The organism is Vibrio sp. T11.5 (assembly GCF_027587155.1).
GTDB lineage: Bacteria > Pseudomonadota > Gammaproteobacteria > Enterobacterales > Vibrionaceae > Vibrio > Vibrio neptunius.
In genome coordinates, this window is sequence record NZ_JAPPTP010000008.1 from 146283 (window position 1) to 163155 (window position 16873).

General features: G+C 44.2%; 15 protein-coding genes. 9 read left to right on the forward strand and 6 right to left on the reverse strand.

Annotation, left to right across the window (positions count from 1 at the left end; genetic code table 11):
* The first annotated feature begins 117 nt into the window (after positions 1–117).
* Positions 118–1353: a GGDEF domain-containing protein gene (locus tag OH455_RS10920; protein WP_269981375.1), complete on the forward strand. Its 1236-nt coding sequence runs from the start codon at positions 118–120 to the stop codon at positions 1351–1353.
* Positions 1354–1422: 69 nt separating this feature from the next.
* Here the strand turns inward: OH455_RS10920 and OH455_RS10925 are convergent, their stop codons facing one another.
* Complete coding sequence (locus OH455_RS10925) at positions 1423–2355, reverse strand: GGDEF domain-containing response regulator (RefSeq protein ID WP_269981376.1); 933 nt, start codon at positions 2353–2355, stop codon at positions 1423–1425.
* Positions 2356–2530: 175 nt separating this feature from the next.
* Here OH455_RS10925 and OH455_RS10930 point away from each other — a divergent pair, with 175 nt between their 5' ends.
* Positions 2531–2968 carry a DUF3069 domain-containing protein gene (locus OH455_RS10930; protein ID WP_045976991.1) on the forward strand — a complete coding sequence of 146 codons (438 nt, stop codon included), beginning with the start codon at positions 2531–2533 and terminating at the stop codon, positions 2966–2968.
* Positions 2969–3005: 37 nt separating this feature from the next.
* Here the strand turns inward: OH455_RS10930 and modC are convergent, their stop codons facing one another.
* The 4 genes from modC to OH455_RS10950 are packed head-to-tail and all read right to left on the reverse strand — an operon-like array spanning position 3006 to position 7028.
* Positions 3006–4112 carry a molybdenum ABC transporter ATP-binding protein ModC gene (modC, locus tag OH455_RS10935; protein WP_269981377.1) on the reverse strand — a complete coding sequence of 369 codons (1107 nt, stop codon included), beginning with the start codon at positions 4110–4112 and terminating at the stop codon, positions 3006–3008.
* Entirely contained in the window at positions 4109–4801 is a 693-nt protein-coding gene (gene modB / locus OH455_RS10940) for a molybdate ABC transporter permease subunit (protein ID WP_269981378.1), read from the reverse strand. Before modB ends, modC begins: the two co-directional genes overlap by 4 nt.
* 11 nt (positions 4802–4812) lie before the next feature.
* A complete protein-coding gene (modA, locus tag OH455_RS10945) occupies positions 4813–5559 on the reverse strand; it encodes a molybdate ABC transporter substrate-binding protein (protein WP_269981379.1) in 747 nt (248 codons plus the stop codon).
* Positions 5560–5564: 5 nt separating this feature from the next.
* Positions 5565–7028 (reverse strand): cobyric acid synthase, encoded by a 1464-nt coding sequence (locus OH455_RS10950; RefSeq protein WP_269981380.1) that lies wholly within the window; start codon positions 7026–7028, stop codon positions 5565–5567.
* A gap of 165 nt (positions 7029–7193) precedes the next feature.
* Between OH455_RS10950 and OH455_RS10955 the strand changes: the two genes are divergently transcribed.
* Both OH455_RS10955 and OH455_RS10960 read left to right on the forward strand, forming a co-directional pair.
* Positions 7194–7562, forward strand: a complete 369-nt coding sequence (locus OH455_RS10955) for a YgiW/YdeI family stress tolerance OB fold protein (protein ID WP_269981381.1) — start codon at positions 7194–7196, stop codon at positions 7560–7562.
* A gap of 76 nt (positions 7563–7638) precedes the next feature.
* The gene (locus tag OH455_RS10960; RefSeq protein WP_420806553.1) at positions 7639–8178 is read left to right on the forward strand and encodes a hypothetical protein; all 540 of its coding nucleotides are present in this window, start codon (positions 7639–7641) and stop codon (positions 8176–8178) included.
* Between the two features lie 47 nt (positions 8179–8225).
* Here OH455_RS10960 and cra read toward each other — a convergent pair whose 3' ends face one another.
* On the reverse strand, positions 8226–9206 hold the full coding sequence (gene cra / locus OH455_RS10965; protein ID WP_269981382.1) for a catabolite repressor/activator: 981 nt from the start codon (positions 9204–9206) through the stop codon (positions 8226–8228).
* Between the two features lie 265 nt (positions 9207–9471).
* Between cra and fruB the strand changes: the two genes are divergently transcribed.
* The 5 genes from fruB to glgC all read left to right on the forward strand — a co-directional run bounded on the left by fruB (position 9472) and on the right by glgC (position 16810).
* Positions 9472–10608 (forward strand): fused PTS fructose transporter subunit IIA/HPr protein, encoded by a 1137-nt coding sequence (gene fruB / locus OH455_RS10970; RefSeq protein ID WP_269981383.1) that lies wholly within the window; start codon positions 9472–9474, stop codon positions 10606–10608.
* A gap of 9 nt (positions 10609–10617) precedes the next feature.
* Positions 10618–11568, forward strand: a complete 951-nt coding sequence (gene pfkB, locus OH455_RS10975) for a 1-phosphofructokinase (protein ID WP_269981384.1) — start codon at positions 10618–10620, stop codon at positions 11566–11568.
* A 17-nt stretch (positions 11569–11585) separates the two neighbouring features.
* Positions 11586–13322, forward strand: a complete 1737-nt coding sequence (fruA, locus tag OH455_RS10980; protein ID WP_269981385.1) for a PTS fructose transporter subunit IIBC — start codon at positions 11586–11588, stop codon at positions 13320–13322.
* A 240-nt stretch (positions 13323–13562) separates the two neighbouring features.
* On the forward strand, positions 13563–15437 hold the full coding sequence (locus OH455_RS10985; RefSeq protein WP_269981386.1) for a sensor domain-containing diguanylate cyclase: 1875 nt from the start codon (positions 13563–13565) through the stop codon (positions 15435–15437).
* Positions 15438–15592: 155 nt separating this feature from the next.
* Positions 15593–16810: a glucose-1-phosphate adenylyltransferase gene (gene glgC, locus OH455_RS10990; protein WP_269981387.1), complete on the forward strand. Its 1218-nt coding sequence runs from the start codon at positions 15593–15595 to the stop codon at positions 16808–16810.
* The last annotated feature ends 63 nt before the right edge of the window (positions 16811–16873 follow it).

Genomic DNA, 16873 nt, shown 5'->3' on the forward strand with positions numbered 1-16873 from the left:
CATACTAACACTCACTTTTCATTCATTAGTTTAGTAAAAAGCTTGGAAAATCATTAAATCAAAGTATTCTAAGAGTCGTATATTAAGAAGTTAATGAATAAAGCAAAGGCTAAGTAAATGTCGTTTTCTTTGGTAACAACAAATTGGTTTCGTTTAACGTTTCCAGTACTGCTGTTAGCGATGATAGGTTTGGGTATGAATAGCGTCATTGTTCTCACTCAGGCCAATTTTAGCATTACTTCTAACCTCCCTTACTTTTTGTTCTTAAGTGTTATTGGCCTAGGCCATGCCTTTAAACAGTCTCGGATTGCTATGGTCGCAGTCACAATGCTGATTGTATACTGGTACATACAAGAACATTTACAGAGCTCACTTTCAACCGGTTCGACTTTACTTGAGCTCTCCCTGCTCTCCTTTGTCGTCCCTATTGCATGTGCCTTGGTCTATCCCTACAAGGAAAGAAGCGTATTAAGCAAATCCTTTTTGCTGTATATAGTGACGCTGTCACTTATTGCGCTCTGGTGTTATCTGGTTCTCACTTATTTGTATGAGGGCGGTTTCCAAAGCTTTCAAGATACCTATCTATACTCTGAACCCAGTATATCAAGGCTCCCATTGATACTGGTTTTGTACTCTTTGGGGGCAGTTCTACTGAGTGCGATTTTCGTCCTAAAATTGAACCGTATTATCGATGTTGTCGTTTATTCCGCCATCACCCTCAATGCGGCAACTTTTATTTTCTTCCACGTAAAATATGTATCCAGTACTATGTTTACCCTTTCCGGGTTTCTATTGCTAATCTACATGTTTTCAGCAAGTTACGAGCTAGCTTTCAAAGACAGGCTCACGGATATACCTGGCCGTCTAGCCTTGGAGTCTGACTTACGTCATTTAGGGAAACGTTACACCATTGCTATGCTCGATATTGATCACTTCAAATCTTTTAATGATACCTATGGTCATGAAACGGGCGATGATGTACTCAAGCTTGTTGCGAGTAGAATGAAGCAAGTGGGCGGTCGTGCTAAGGTATATCGCTATGGTGGTGAAGAATTTACCGTATTATTTAAAAATAAAAACGTCGATGAAAGTTTGGAACACTTAGAACTCCTACGGGCTTCGATAGAAGATTATGAAATGGTAGTCAGGAATGAGAAATCTAGGCCCAAAAACGACAAAACAGGTGTCAAAAAGCGTAAAAAATCCAGCTCGCATGATCACGTGAACGTCACAATTAGTATAGGGGTGGCAGATCATAGCGACGCAGAAAGCGTCAGCGAAGTGATGAAAAGCGCTGACGAAGCCTTATATAAAGCGAAGCGTGCAGGTAGAAACCGTATAGAAGCAGCGTGAATAACGATGAACAATAGAAAACAGGTTCAGCGATTGCTGAACCTGTTTTGTTTCTCTTGTCTCGAAGCATTATTCAATATAACTAAATCGGTTTCTTCCATCACTCTTTGACTGATACAAACCTTGATCCGCTTTAGAATACAAATCGTCGGATGTCTCTCTTCCGGTCGGTGTGATGCTGCAAACCCCTTGTGACACTGTAACGAAATCGGACACCGAGCTATGGCCGTGTCTAATTGCCAGTTTTTCTAGAGTGGAATGAATACGCATAGCGTGCTTCCGGGCGTGCTCAGCATTTGTATGCCCCAGCACAATCACGAATTCCTCCCCCCCGTAACGCCCAACAATCTCGCCACTACGTGAAAAGAGAGAGGCTAAAGCCTGGGCAATCTCGACTAAGCACTTATCACCTTCTATATGACCGTAGTTATCATTAAACAACTTGAAGTGATCGACATCAATTAAGATTATGCTCAGAGGCAGATTATGACGGCCGTGATTAGCGATCATTTCACGCAGTTTATCATCAATGTAACGGCGGTTTTTCACCTTGGTCAGACCGTCTTCACTGGCCAGTTTTTCCAGCTCTTGATTCGCTTTTGCTAGCTCTGATGTTTTCTGATTGAGTTCACGTCGCATAAAAGCAATGCGCTGCATCGCGATGAGCTTTGAGGCGAGAACCAACTTGTCGACAGGTTTTGTCAGGTAATCATCTCCACCGGCGTCGATTGCATTGGCGATCATTGCAGGCTCATCGTGGCTACTCAAGAAAATAATCGGTATCCACTCCGTGTACATAGAGCGAATGCGTTGAGAGACTTCAAAGCCATCCATCTCAGGCATTGAAATATCAAGTAATATGAGTTCAGGTTCGAAGGTTGGATACAATGCCAACGCTTGTTCCCCTGACGCTGCCATTTCGACAGTATGCCCAAGCTGTTTTAGACGTATAGCCAACTGCATGCGCTCCATTTGCACATCGTCGACCAACAGTATTTTCATGGATGATCCCGATAGTTCCAATTCTGCTACCTTTTTGTCTGTAAACTCGCCGTAAAATCAGCTGGTTATAGAAAAGAATACTCCAAGTACATCAAATCCTCCACTAAGGTTGACATTTAATGAGGATTTTTTAGGATAACTCCGCTTTATACGTATAATTTATGAGATAGTCCTAATGTCTGACGAAAATCAAACAGAACAACCCAAAGTAGATCTTTCTACGGTTTCAGCAGAACTTCGCCAAGTGATCGAATTCGACGAAGTCCCTGAGGCAATGCACTTAATGGTGACATCAATTCATGAAGTGTCTGAAGAAGCGGTTCGAGAAGCTTGGGATGAGTTACCAAAAAGTGCTCAAAATGTTCTCGATAGCTTTGAGCAGTTTCATGCTTTGATCTCGGTGAGTCAGGCGTTCGCAGGCCTTAATGTTATGGAAGAGTTCCCTACCCTTAACCTGCCTAAAGACATGACCGATGAACAGAAAGAAGAATACCGTGCGGAGCTGCTAGACCAAGTTCTTCACAACTGTGTCAAAGATATGGTGAAGCAGATTAAGAAAGCGCGTCGCGACCCCGTCCTTAAACGTGACTTCACTGACGTATTCGTCAAATAAACCACAGTGAATCAGCGCCGCAATATGCGGCGTTTTTTTAATGGCTCAATACCACATCTCTTTGGGTTATACTTACCCCTTTGATTTGTGCATAGACTTCCATCCCTTCTTGGAGTTCTAGCTCGTCCTTAGCCCAAGCGGTGATCGTCGCCCATAAATAGCAGTTTGCGCTGAGTTCTAATTTAACCGATACGCTCTGTCGATTTGTACCTTGAGAATGGTTTTGGATTTGAGCAATCTTCGCTTGGAGAATATTCCGAATTGAACTCTTTTCAGGCTTATCCAAGGCGATCGACACGTCACTCGCTCTTACCTGTAGTCTCACTTTCGCTTCTGGCGCAATTTCTAAACGCTGCACCCAAATACACACATTATCCGCCAATTTCACTTTAGACAGCGCATAGTTTGTGTTGTGGTGAACTACCGTCGCTTCAAACAACGAGCTTTGGTCCGAGAAGGATTGCCATGGCCTCATAGCTCTAGATGACCAAACATCTTCTAGGCTACCTGAAGTTACCACTTTGCCATCATCGATAACAACAATGTGGTTTGCCAAGCGTACGACCTCATTGAGGCTATGCGAAACATAAATGATGGGAGTTTCAATCTCACTGGCAAGCTGCTCTAAAAATGGCAATACTTCGCGCTTGCGTGGAATATCTAGCGATGCCAGTGGCTCATCCATCAAAAGTATATCTGGTTTAGAAAGTAGTGCTCGACCGATTGCTACGCGTTGTTTCTCTCCCCCAGAGAGCTGTATCGGGTATCGTTTAAGAAGAGGTTCTAGAGCCAGTAATTTGATTACCTTGTCAAAATGCTTTTGATCCAATTCACGCACACCATACAAAAGATTACCTTTGACCCGATAGTGCGGGAATAACCTCGATTCCTGAAAAACGTAACCTACGCGGCGTTTATGGGCAGAAACGTTTATTTTTGATTGCGAGCTATAAAGAGGTTTGCCTGAAACAGTAATCTCACCTTCATCAGGTGTTCTCAAGCCTGCAATCACGTCGATAAGTGAAGTTTTACCTGCTCCGGAGCGACCAAAAATAGCGGTAATGCCTTTTTCTGGCACCGACACATCGATGTCAAACTTCTGCTCGCCTAATGTTTGCTTAAACTGAATTCGAATATCACTCATCGCTGTGTCCCCAATCTCTTCGCACAATGACGAGTCAGGACTTCTGAACTAAGTAATGAGGCTAAGGCAATGACAATGGATATGATGCATAAACGCATCGTTTCAAGCTCTGCGCCCGGAGTTTCAATGAAGGTGAACATAGCTAAAGGAATTGTCTGCGTTTCACCTGGAATATTCGACACAAAGCTGATTGTTGCTCCGAACTCCCCGAGGCTACGTGCGAATGAAAGCATCGTCCCTGTGATGATTCCTGGAATTGTCAGCGGTATTGTGATGGTAAAGAATATTTTAAGCGGAGAGGCACCAAGGGTCGCGGCTGCTTGCTCAAGTTTAGGATCCACATTCTCTAAGCTGAGGCGAATTGAGCGAACCATCAAAGGTAAAGCAACGATCACGCACGCAAGTACAGCCCCTTTCCAGCTAAAAGAGAAGACCAATCCGAAATACTCATATAACCATTGGCCAATAAAGCCTTGGCGTCCCATTGAAATGAGGAGTAAATAACCAATAACGACAGGAGGAAGTACTAAAGGAAGGTGAATTAAGCTGTCGAGCCAGCTTTTACCGACAAACTGCTTTTTAGCCAGCAGCCAACCAAACCCGATCCCGATAGGAATCAGCCAACAGATAGTATAAAACGCAACTTTCAGGCTAAGCAGTAGCGCCTGATATTCGTAATCAGAGAGCAATGAAGATAATCCTAGTTAAATCCGTTTTGTTTAAACACTGCCTGAGCTTGGGCGCTTTCCATAAAGGCAGCAAAGTCCTTGGTGGTTTGCTTGTCGTTCAGCTTTGCCATAGGGTACGTAATAGCCGTGTGGCTCGAAGCCGGAAACGTACCAATGACTTTTACTTTATCACTCACCAGCGCGTCCGTCTTATAAACAATCCCAAGTGGCGTTTCGCCACGTTCAACTAAAGTAAGTGCGACTCTTACATTGTTTACGGGGGCGAGTTGATCATTTAAGCCACTCCACAATCCAAGCGACTCAAGGGCTTCTTTGGCATACATTCCTGCAGGCACGGCATTGGTTTGACCAATCGCTAGTCTTTGACCTGATAAGCGCTTTGACCATTGTTCTCGGCTCTCTAACTCCAGTGGTGCTGCATCGGTTTTAGGTGAGATCACGACTAACTGATTATGAGTAATTTTTGTGACAGCGTCACTATTAATCACACCTTGCTGAACTAGATAATCAGTCCATTTAGTATTGGCTGAGATATAGAGATCAGCAGGTGCTCCACTCAATATTTGCCGAGCAAGAGAAGAAGAACCCGCGAATACAGGCGTTACCTTTACGCCTGTTTCTGCTTGGTATTTTTCAGCTAACGTTTTAATCACATTGGTCATAGAAGACGCAGCATAAACGTTAACTGAGGAATGAACTGTCGCAGAGAAAATGAGAGTCAAAAAGGTGCTAAAGAGTCGCTGAGTAAAAAGTTTCATCAATATCAGGTATAAAGTTCCGGCCAGATTAAGTCTAGCTTCATGTGTTGTTCGACAGCATCGGCTATTCGGTTGATTGCATTTTCTTGATTCTGTTGATGGTCGATAGAAGCAATGCTTTCCGCCCCCGCCCACTGACAAATCAATGCTAACGCTTGTGGGGTATCCAAAATACCATGTAAATAAGTCCCAAAGATTTGATTACAGTCACTGATAGCACCATCTGATGAACCAGATTCTAAGGAAACTGGATAGTTGCCATTCCCTAATGTTCTACCGACATGAATTTCATACCCTTTCACTGGTGCAGTTTGATTATTCAGCTCCAACACTCCGGATACGTTTGTCAGTGCTTTTTCTTTGGTTAACTCTGTGGAAACTGGTAAATAATCGAGGCCTTGTGATTCACCAGCAACGCTTTCTACGCCTAAAGGATCGTTAATATGACGTCCTAACATCTGGTACCCGCCACAAATTCCCATCACCTTCCCACCTAATCTTAAATGTCGGGCGATATCTTTATCCCAACCTTGGCTATGTAAATAGTCGAGATCGGCTCTCACAGATTTGGTGCCTGGTAGAATTATCAAATCTGCTTTATCAAGCTTTTCACCTTTACCTACATAGCGAAAGTTAATGTCTGGATTTTGCCTTAGCACATCAAAATCGGTGTGATTGCTGATTCGGGTGAGTACGGGGACGACGACGTTTAGCTTCGCTGACTCACCAGTATTTTGTTGATTATTGATGGCATCCTCTGCTTCAAGGTCAAAGCCGTGAAGATAAGGCAACACCCCCAAAACTGGTTTACCTGTTCTTTCTTCAAGCCAATCCAACCCCGATTGAAGTAATGAAATATCACCGCGGAACCGGTTGATAACAAATCCCACGACTCGTTCTTGCTCTGATTTGGTCAAAAGGTCCAGTGTACCGACTAGATGAGCAAACACACCTCCTCGGTCAATATCAGCGATTATAATAACGGGTACATCAGCCTCTTCAGCAAATCCCATATTGGCAATGTCATTCTCGCGTAAGTTAATTTCCGCTGGACTACCGGCTCCTTCGATCATGACAGATTCAAATTGCTCTTGGAGTATTGAAAAGGACTCAAGCACGGTAGGTAAAGCGATTTGCTTGTAGTTTTGATATCCCACCGCTTCCATGTTAGTGAGAGCTTTGCCTTGCAGGATTACCTGAGCCCCAGTATCCGAATTGGGTTTAAGTAGGACTGGATTCATATGTACCGTAGTGTCAACATTCGCGGCACTTGCTTGTACTGCTTGAGCACGACCAATTTCACCGCCATCTAATGTGACCGCACTGTTGAGCGCCATATTTTGCGGCTTAAACGGCGCCACCTTTATCCCTTTTCTTGCCAATACACGGCATAACGCTGCCACTAATACGCTCTTACCGGCATCGGACGTTGTACCCTGAATCATTAATGCTTTTAATGCTGATTGCATAATCTACTAATTTTGCGAGTCTTTTTGCGCTGTGTCCTAATCATAGCCTCTTTCGTTGAGTTGACTCAATAATGAATCGAACATGAATGTTCTCCTCAGAGGTTATTCAAAATAGCAATGGTGTAATAGCACCATCAACAACGCACTATCTTAAAAGGAAACAACATGAAAAAAGTGATTTTGACGACCGCTGCAGCCCTAGTTCTTTTGCCGACTCTAGTACTTGCGAAAGAAGACCACTCAACGTCAGGGATTCAATTTAATGGTCCCGTTGACCTGACTACCGTCGACACTCTACTTGCGGATAGCAACATGTTTACTGAAAAAAACGTCGTAATCGACGGAAAAATTGTTCGTCAAATTAAAGGCGATACATTCGTATTCTCTGATGGGAAAAGCGAAATTCAAATTGAAATCGACAACAAGGTTCATTTAAACCAAGCGATTGATGCTACGACCAACCTACGTATTTTCGGTGAGTTTGAAGGCGGAAATACTCCAGAAATTGAAGTTGATCGTATTCAACTACTTTAAAGATAAAGTAATTTTACTCCCACTGCGCTAATATTTGGCTTGCTTATTGCAAGCCTTTTTTATAGTCAAAAACTTGATGCTAGTCGGAGTACTACCCTTGAAAAAGATCATCCTAACCAGTGCGCTAATTTGTGCTGGTTTCGCTGGCGCGGCAAATGCGAACAACTTTAATTATAATTTCTTTGAAGTGCGTACAGCGGTGAACCCTGAAATGAGCGGCGTTGAATTCAGCACACTCTTCACTGATAACTCTCATTTTATTCTGAGAGCAGATACGCAGTTTGACAAAGACTACGATTTGGCAGGCGGTATCGGGTTCAATGGACCAATGAGTCAGTTTGCTGACGTCTATGGTCAATTACTTGTCCACCAGACCAAATATACCAAAGAAGCTGGTGGCGAGTCTGATACTGTGGCTGAAGTAAACATAGGTGTACGTATGTGGCTCGCTGATCAGATTGAAGCGACGGGTAGAATTGGCCGTAATGACGACAGTTCAGTCTTTCACGCGGGTGTACGTTTTCACTCAACCGATCAGTTGTCTCTTTCTGCAGAAACTCGCAACAATGGTTTGTATGGCCCACAAGTGACGATGTCTGTTCGTTTCCAATACTGATTAGACGCGCAAAAAAGAGCCCGGCCATTTGAAATGCCGGGCTCTTTTTATTGTCTTACTATGATTTTTCTTGGCACCAGCTCTACACCTGGTTGATATCGCTTAGCCGTTGCATTTAATGCCAACGCAAGTGCGCTATCTGCTATCAGTTCAAATTGTTGAGGTAATGAGTTGATTTTGACTGGTAAGAAGTCCAGCAGGCGATTGTCACCAAAGGTGGATAACTTAACTTGATCCATTACTTCAGGCTTATCCAATAAAACGTCAAGTACACCCTCTAACAAGGTGTATGATGTCGTAATGATTGCTTGAGGCAGATCTCCTTCAGCAATCCAGCCTTCCAACACTTTGCGGCCATCTTCTCTATTAAAGTGTTCGCCATAACCCACTACCGTTTCTAAGTCGCCTTTCTGGGCAACTGAACGAAAGCCAAGCTCACGCTCTCGTGAAATGTTCAGCTCAGGCAGTGCGCCGATTAGTCCAATCTTGGTTACATTGTCACTTATTATGGACGACGTTAGCTCAAATGCCGCGCCAAAATCTTCACTAATGACACAGGAAAAATGTTCATCATCGAGAGGTCGGTCTATCGCAATGACGGGAGTTCCATTGTTCTGTAGCTCGCGATAAAAGTCGCTAGCTTCTGGGATTGCACTGGCAACAAATAACGCATCTACCTTGCGGCTGATTAAGGCTTCAACCACATTTTTTTCAGTATCAGGCTCATCGTCGGAACAGGCGATTAATATTTGATATCCTGCTGCACGAGAGTTTTGTTCAAGCAGTTTCGCCAAACGAGCATAACTGGTGTTTTCCAAATCAGGGATGACCAAACCAAATGAACGGCTTTGCCCGGCCCTCAAAGTGCTTGCAGCAAGATCAGGACGGTAATTATGCTCATCCACAACTTCCATCACCTTCTTCTGTGTTTTCTCACTGATTCTGTACTTTTGCGCCTTGCCGTTGATGACATAACTGGCCGTCGTTTTGGATACTCCAGCCAGTTTGGCTATTTCATCTAGTGTCATATGAACCTACATATTCTGTGCATTGGATCAAAAATCCCAAATCATGATCCTGACAATATTTGCATTATAAACTGAAACGATTCAGCATAAAAGCTGAAAGGATTCAGCAAAATTGAAAGTTTGATAACGATTCGAATTTTGAATAACACAGCAAATGAAAATCTATTGCTTTTTGGTTTGCTGAATTTTTTTAATTATTTGCTGAAACGATTCAGCCATGCATTGACTGCTACTGAATTGGATAAATAAACGAATTGAGGCGCTTATGCTCAAGCTAACAACAAAAGATATTTCGCTGCAGCAATCTTTCTCTGATAAGAAAAGTGCAATTACATTTCTTGCTGAAGCCCTGGCGAGTAAGGGTTTGGTCGAAAATAGCTACGTCGAGGGTATGCTGAACCGAGAAAACCAAAACTCTACTTTCTTAGGCAACGGTATTGCTATCCCTCACGGTACTACCGATACCCGTGCATTGGTTAAAACAACGGGAGTGTCTATTGCCCACTTTCCTGAAGGTGTTGATTGGGATGATGACAACACTGCTTACGTTGCGATTGGAATCGCCGCCAAATCTGATGAGCACCTGGGGATATTGAAACAACTCACAAAAGTACTATCTGCAGATGGCATTGAAGCCAAGCTTAGACAAGCAAAAACTGAAGATGAAATTATTGCGCTTCTTAATGGTGAAACACAATTAGAGATCGACTTTGATCCGTCTCTCATTCAACTCAACTTCCCTGCCAGCGATATGGTTCAGATGTCTGCAGTTGCGGGTGGATTGCTCAAGAATACAGGTTGTGTCGGGAGTGAGTTTGTGGCGAGCTTGGTCACGACTCCCCCAACCCACCTAGGAAAGGGTTTATGGCTTGTCAGCTCCAACCGCGCCGTGCGCCGTAACGGCCTTGCTTTCGTATCAACGGCTAACCACTGCGAATATCAAGGCAAGAGTGTCAAAGCCTTGCTCGCGTTTTCAGCTTGCAACAACAGCCATACACCTCAATTAGAGATCATTAGCCAAATGGTATTCGAAGGAAAGCAAAGCCTTTTGACGGAAGCCACTACAGACCAGCTGGTTGCTTTGTTCAAAACGGGGGAAATGGCAACTAAAGCGTCAACAGATAAAGGAAATAGTGCGATTTTTGTGATTAGAAATGCGCATGGGTTACATGCTAGGCCGGGCGCAATGCTTGTTGCTGAAGCCAAAAAATTCGAATCGACCATCAAAGTTGCCAACCTTGATGGTGATGGTTCTACGGTTAACGCTAAAAGCTTGATGAAGGTGATCGCTTTAGGTGTCAAAAAGGGTCATCAACTTCAGTTTACTGCGGATGGTGCGGATGCACAGCAAGCTCTTGCGTCTATTGGTGCAGCCATCGAAGCTGGTCTGGGTGAGAGCTAAGGAATCATTATGACGAACAAAGTCGTTACCATCACGCTGAATCCGGCACTTGACCTTACAGGCAGTTTATCAACTCTTAAGCAGGGTTCCGTTAGCTTAGTTACTCAGAGTTCACTCCACGCAGCAGGCAAAGGTGTAAACGTTGCTAGAGTGCTATCCGATTTAGGTGCAGAAGTTACAGTGACTGGCTTTCTTGGTAAAGATAATCAGGAAATGTTCTGTCAGCTGTTTGAAGAGATGGGCGCTGATGACCAGTTCATTCGGGTCAGTGGTGCTACACGTATCAACGTGAAACTTGTCGAAGAGAATGGCAGCGTAAGTGACATCAATTTTCCAGGGATCAGCATCGACGAAGTGGCACTGAGTCAATTTGAGGACAAACTAGAAGAACTTGCTGAGAACCACGACTACTTTGTGTTGGCAGGTAGTCTGCCAAAAGGCGTCACTCCACAGCGTTGCGCTTCATGGGTTTCCTTCCTTGAGCAAAAAGGCAAAAAAGTCTTGTTTGATTCGAGCCGAGAGGCACTAAAAGCTGGTATTGAATCCGCTCCTTGGTTGATTAAGCCTAATGATGAAGAGCTTTCTGGCTATGCTGGAAAAACACTAATTTCTGCCCGTGAGTGCCGGCGAGTAGCTGAAGACTTGAGCCAGCGTGGAATAGAAAACGTAGTCGTTTCCATGGGGGCTGAAGGCGTAATGTGGTTAAACCAGAATCAATGGATTCAAGCTCAGCCGCCGAGAATGGACGTCGTCAGCACCGTGGGTGCAGGCGATACGCTGGTCGCCGGTTTATGCTGGGGCCACATGAAATCGATGACGAAAACTGAAATCTTGTCTTTCGCTACGGCACTATCAGCCTTGGCTGTCAGCCAAGTCGGCGTTGGCGTCCAAGATATTAAACAAGTACATACCCTACAAGAACAAATCAAAATCAACCTGCTCTCTGATCAGAAAGCTTAAGGACAAAGGTCGAGATTATGAATATTGCGATTATTACAGCTTGCCCTAGCGGGGTTGCAAACAGCATCATCGCTTCCGGGCTTTTAGAAAAAGCCGCTAATCAACTCAAGTTCAGCGCCAAAATAGAATGCCAGTCCAGCGTATTAGCTGGTTACACACTATCCGCGGAAGATATTGCTAAAGCAGATGTAGTGGTCATTGCAACCAATACTCCTGTCGACACGTCGCGTTTTGTTGGTAAAAAGGTGTATCAAGCCTCTATCAGTGAAGTCACCGAAAACCCGGCGGATTTTCTTCAACACGCGGTTAGCAATGCAACCGAATTAAATGTTGAGAGTGTTCAGTCTGTAGCATCGTCTACAAACGTTTCCGCTAAGAAGATTGTCGCGATTACTGCCTGCCCTACAGGCGTGGCTCACACCTTCATGGCTGCCGAAGCACTAGAAGATGAAGCTAAACGTCAGGGCCACCAAATCAAAGTCGAAACTCGCGGCTCAGTAGGTGCGAAAAACCAACTGACTGAGGCTGACATTTCTGACGCTGATCTGGTTATCATCGCTGCGGATATTGAAGTGCCACTTGATCGCTTCAATGGCAAACCTATGTACCGCACTAAGACGGGGCCTGCACTTAAAAAGACTGAGCAAGAGCTAAACAAAGCCTTCTCTGAAGCCACTATTTACCAGCATACAGGTTCTGGCGAGTCTGCGACTGTTGAAGAGAAAAAAGGTGTCTACAAGCACCTAATGACTGGTGTTTCTCATATGTTGCCTGTTGTCGTGGCCGGCGGTTTGATTATAGCCTTGTCGTTCGTATTTGGTATTGAAGCGTTTAAAGAAGAGGGAACGCTTGCGTCGGGCCTGATGACTATAGGTGGTGGCTCAGCGTTTGCTTTAATGATCCCTGTTCTTGCAGGTTTTATCGCATTTTCTATCGCAGACCGACCTGGTTTGGCGCCAGGTCTTATTGGAGGTATGTTAGCCAGTTCGACTGGTGCTGGCTTCCTTGGCGGTATTGCTGCAGGTTTCATCGCTGGTTACTCGGCAAAGTTGATAGCGGATAAAGTTCGGCTGCCTCAATCAATGGACGCATTAAAGCCGATTCTGATCATACCGTTTATTGCGAGTCTCTTCACTGGTCTGGTGATGATTTACATCGTGGGTGGTCCAGTTTCTGGCATTATGGCCGCAATGACTGATTTCCTCAACACTATGGGCTCTACAAACGCGGTGCTATTGGGTGTTATTCTAGGCGCGATGATGTGTTTTGACCTTGGTGGACCTGTCAACAAGGCTGCTTACACATTTGGTGTTGGCCTACTCGCTTCTCAGACATACGCTCCGATGGCCGCAATTATGGCAGCGGGCATGGTTCCGGCTCTTGGCATGGGGCTAGCGACGTTTATCGCCAGAGACAAGTTTGAACCCAGTGAACGAGAAGCCGGTAAAGCCTCTTTCGTGCTAGGATTATGTTTTATTTCAGAGGGCGCGATTCCATTTGCAGCTAAAGATCCTATGCGTGTTATTCCAGCATGCATGGCAGGTGGTGCATTGACCGGTGCCCTATCGATGCTGTTTGGTGCAAAGTTAATGGCTCCCCATGGCGGATTGTTTGTTCTTTTGATTCCCAATGCCATTTCTCCCGTTCTAATGTACCTTGCCGCGATTGCCGCAGGTACAGTATTGACTGGATTTGGCTATGCCTTTTTGAAAAATCGCAACGGCGAAAGCAAGACAGAAGCAGTGACGGCTTAAGTAAAACGCTTTTACCCCTTCGACTAGACCCTACTCTATGAGTAGGGTTTTTAGGTTTTACCTGTTAGATACTTATACTGTCAAAATGCATCACATTGCTCAGCATCTGAATCAATATCATAGGATATTCAACACCGCTCACAGTAAAGTTGATTAAAGACCATATAATTATTCATAGTATTGTTAGATAAGTTTGTGGTGCCGCCGGGCTAAATGTTCAAGTTAAATTCCCGAATTCTTATGCAATTCGTACTCGTTTTCATCACTTTAGCCTTCGTGCCTACCCTTTACTTTGCCAGTGAGTTGTCGAAAGTTGAGGAACAAGCACGTAAGCAAGTTGATCTGCTTACACAAACCAAACTTGAATACGCGCGTTCTGAATTAAAATCCCATTCTTCGAAAGTTATAGAATCCATTAACGTTCTTTCAACTAATGGGGTTTTTCGCCGTGCGGTTCTTGAGCCAAACAGGATGAATCTCGATACGTTGCAAGATTTTTGGTTACTGGTTGTGCGTACCCAAGGCTACTTTTCTCAACTGCGTTACTTGGATAATAGTGGTCAAGAAGTGGTACGAATCAATCATCACCAGCGAGCGAGCGTAGTGGTTCCTAAGCATTTACTGCAAAACAAATCACATCGAGATTACTTTGAGTTCGCGCAACAGCTTCCTAGCAACACATTGGGGACCTTTGGGATCGATTTGGAGCTAGAAAACAATGATATCGCGAAACCTCTAACGCCTAGCTTACGCATCATTGTGCCGGTTGATATTCAATCTCAACGTCGTGGGTATTTCATTGCCAATTTAAACTTCGAATATTTGTATCAGCGCCTTGCTTACAACAAATTCAACAGCGAACTACCTGATGTATATAATGCACAAGGCTACTACGTCATGTCGGAAAAAATGGACCGCATCATGGGCCATCTTGTGGAAGAGAATGAGCAATATCAGTTGAGTAGAATGTACCCTAAACTGTGGCGTCAGCTTCTACTAAACCAAAATGGGACGATTTTCGAACAAGGCAAATGGCTTTCTTACGTCAAAGCAGAGATCGATACCCTAGATAGGCCCATTCAGTTTATTTTAGTGGCGGAGGTCTCGCAACATGACGCCTCGCAACTATACCTTGATCGTAAACAAGAACTGACGATTCAAGCTCTTTCTATCTATGTGATTATTGTCTTCATCACCTTTAGTTTCATCACTTGGAACTCTAACCACACCAAGAACAGTTTGGAGAGCCAGATTGCACGAGCCGCTATGAATGGCATGTCCGCAATGTTGATTACCGATCGTCATAATCGAATCATTAAGACGAATGAGGAATTTACTCGTGTCAGTGGCTATACCTTTGAAGAAGTGAAAGGGAAACAACCTTCTTTCTTTGCCGCGAACAAACATGAGCAGGAATTCTATATCAATATGTGGAAAACTCTCGAAAAAGAGGGGCTATGGGAAGGTGAAGTCGTCAATAAACGGCGAGACGGTTCACTCATTACTGAGATTTTGCGAATGCAGACTGTGACTGACAATAATGGCGTGATCCAGTTTTATGTCGCGTCATTTGTTGATATTACACATCGTAAAGAGCTCGAAAACAGGCTACGGGAGATGAGTGAAAAGGACTCAATGACCGGTCTATGGAACAGGCGTAAATTCGATCAGGAAATGGCAATGCAATGTTTACGGACCAAACGTTATAGAGACTCAGAGCCAACGTGTTTCGCGATTGTCGATATTGACCACTTTAAACGCGTCAACGATCAATTGGGTCATGATGAAGGTGATAAAATTATTAAGTCTGTTGGCGTTGCTCTAAATTTACATCTTAGAGAAACTGATTTCATCGCACGAATCGGTGGTGAAGAGTTCGCGATTATCATGCCTCATACTCGTCTACAGGAAGCTGAAATCGTCACAAATCGATTACGCACATCGGTGTCACTTGCACATCAGGAACAAATTACTGTCAGCATTGGTGTCACTGAAATGGATGACTCTATCGAAAATACCTACAAACGCGCTGATGTCGCGCTTTACGAGTCTAAATCCCTAGGCCGAAATAGTGTGTCCATTCTCTCTTCAGCAGAAATGAATACGGTTGCCTAATTTTGGTGCAACGCCCTACATTAGTGCGCTCACTTAAAAGGCAAAGCCATCACATTTAGACGTAACGCACACAAATTCAATAAGTTGAATATTGGCTCGAAACTTGTACTAACTTTCGTAGAAGCAACGAAACGCACTGATTCGGGGAGAAAGACATGCAAAACACATTAACGGTAGTTTTAGCTGGCGGAATGGGTTCACGGCTTAGCCCGTTAACTGACGATCGCGCTAAACCCGCTGTGCCCTTTGGCGGTAAGTATCGCATCATCGATTTTACGCTTACCAATTGCCTACACTCTGGTTTAAGAAAGATTCTTGTCTTAACTCAGTATAAATCCCACTCTCTACAGAAGCATTTACGTGATGGCTGGTCTATTTTTAACCCTGAACTTGGCGAGTTCATCTCTGTTGTACCACCACAAATGCGGGGCGGTGGTAAGTGGTATGAAGGCACCGCGGACGCAATCTATCACAACCTGTGGTTGCTATCGCGAAGTGACGCCAAATATGTCGTCGTACTATCGGGAGACCATATATACCGCATGGATTATGCAGCCATGCTTGAAGAACACAAACTAAACAATGCTAAGCTGACAATTGCCTGCATGGATGTGAGCCGAGAAGAAGCCACACAGTTTGGTGTCATGGATATAGACCAAAGCGGCATGATCACCTCGTTCATTGAAAAACCTCAAAACCCTCCAACCATCCCTAGTAAACCTGATCGCAGTCTTGCATCAATGGGAATCTACATTTTTGATATGGACGTCCTTCGCAGTGCGCTGGACGACGACGCGGACTGCTCAGAATCGAGCCATGACTTTGGAAAGGATATTATTCCCAAGCTCATCGATACAAAGGGCGTATACGCTTATGATTTTTGCAATGATAAAGGACGAGTAGCCAAAGATTGTTACTGGCGAGATGTCGGCACATTGGATTCTTTTTATGAAGCTAATATGGATTTACTGGAACCCGTTCCGCCAATGAATCTTTACCAGCCTGATTGGGCAGTAAGGACCTATGAAGCTCAATGCCCCCCTGCTCGTACAGTATCTTCCGCAACAGGAAATGAAGGTATTTTCATCAACTCGATCATTGCTAACGGCGTAATTAATTCAGGTGGGTCAGTACAACACTCTGTTGTTTCCCCTAATGTGCGAATTAATGACAGTGCAACGGTTGTCGACAGTATTCTCTTCGATGATGTTGAGGTAGGCGAAGGCAGTCAACTAGTTAACTGTATTATTGATAAACATGTAAAAATCCCACCAAACACGCAGATTGGCTTAAATAAAATCGAAGATGCCAAGAGGTTCCATGTTTCACCAAAAGGTATTGTGGTAGTCCCTGAAAGTTATCAGTTTTTGTAAAAAAGCCCTCTCATTTTATGTAAGAGGGCTAGAACAAGAGACTGACTAGATCTCCCATAGGGG

Bases quoted from the DNA above. Each gene is read 5' to 3' on its own strand.
- OH455_RS10920 (WP_269981375.1), top strand. From the start codon at position 118: ATGTCGTTTTCTTTGGTAACAACAAATTGGTTTCGTTTAACGTTTCCA.
- OH455_RS10925 (WP_269981376.1), bottom strand. From the start codon at position 2,355: ATGAAAATACTGTTGGTCGACGATGTGCAAATGGAGCGCATGCAGTTG.
- OH455_RS10930 (WP_045976991.1), top strand. From the start codon at position 2,531: ATGTCTGACGAAAATCAAACAGAACAACCCAAAGTAGATCTTTCTACG.
- modC (WP_269981377.1), bottom strand. From the start codon at position 4,112: ATGAGTGATATTCGAATTCAGTTTAAGCAAACATTAGGCGAGCAGAAG.
- modA (WP_269981379.1), bottom strand. From the start codon at position 5,559: ATGAAACTTTTTACTCAGCGACTCTTTAGCACCTTTTTGACTCTCATT.
- OH455_RS10950 (WP_269981380.1), bottom strand. From the start codon at position 7,028: ATGCAATCAGCATTAAAAGCATTAATGATTCAGGGTACAACGTCCGAT.
- OH455_RS10955 (WP_269981381.1), top strand. From the start codon at position 7,194: ATGAAAAAAGTGATTTTGACGACCGCTGCAGCCCTAGTTCTTTTGCCG.
- OH455_RS10960 (WP_420806553.1), top strand. From the start codon at position 7,639: ATGCTAGTCGGAGTACTACCCTTGAAAAAGATCATCCTAACCAGTGCG.
- cra (WP_269981382.1), bottom strand. From the start codon at position 9,206: ATGACACTAGATGAAATAGCCAAACTGGCTGGAGTATCCAAAACGACG.
- fruB (WP_269981383.1), top strand. From the start codon at position 9,472: ATGCTCAAGCTAACAACAAAAGATATTTCGCTGCAGCAATCTTTCTCT.
- pfkB (WP_269981384.1), top strand. From the start codon at position 10,618: ATGACGAACAAAGTCGTTACCATCACGCTGAATCCGGCACTTGACCTT.
- fruA (WP_269981385.1), top strand. From the start codon at position 11,586: ATGAATATTGCGATTATTACAGCTTGCCCTAGCGGGGTTGCAAACAGC.
- OH455_RS10985 (WP_269981386.1), top strand. From the start codon at position 13,563: ATGCAATTCGTACTCGTTTTCATCACTTTAGCCTTCGTGCCTACCCTT.
- glgC (WP_269981387.1), top strand. From the start codon at position 15,593: ATGCAAAACACATTAACGGTAGTTTTAGCTGGCGGAATGGGTTCACGG.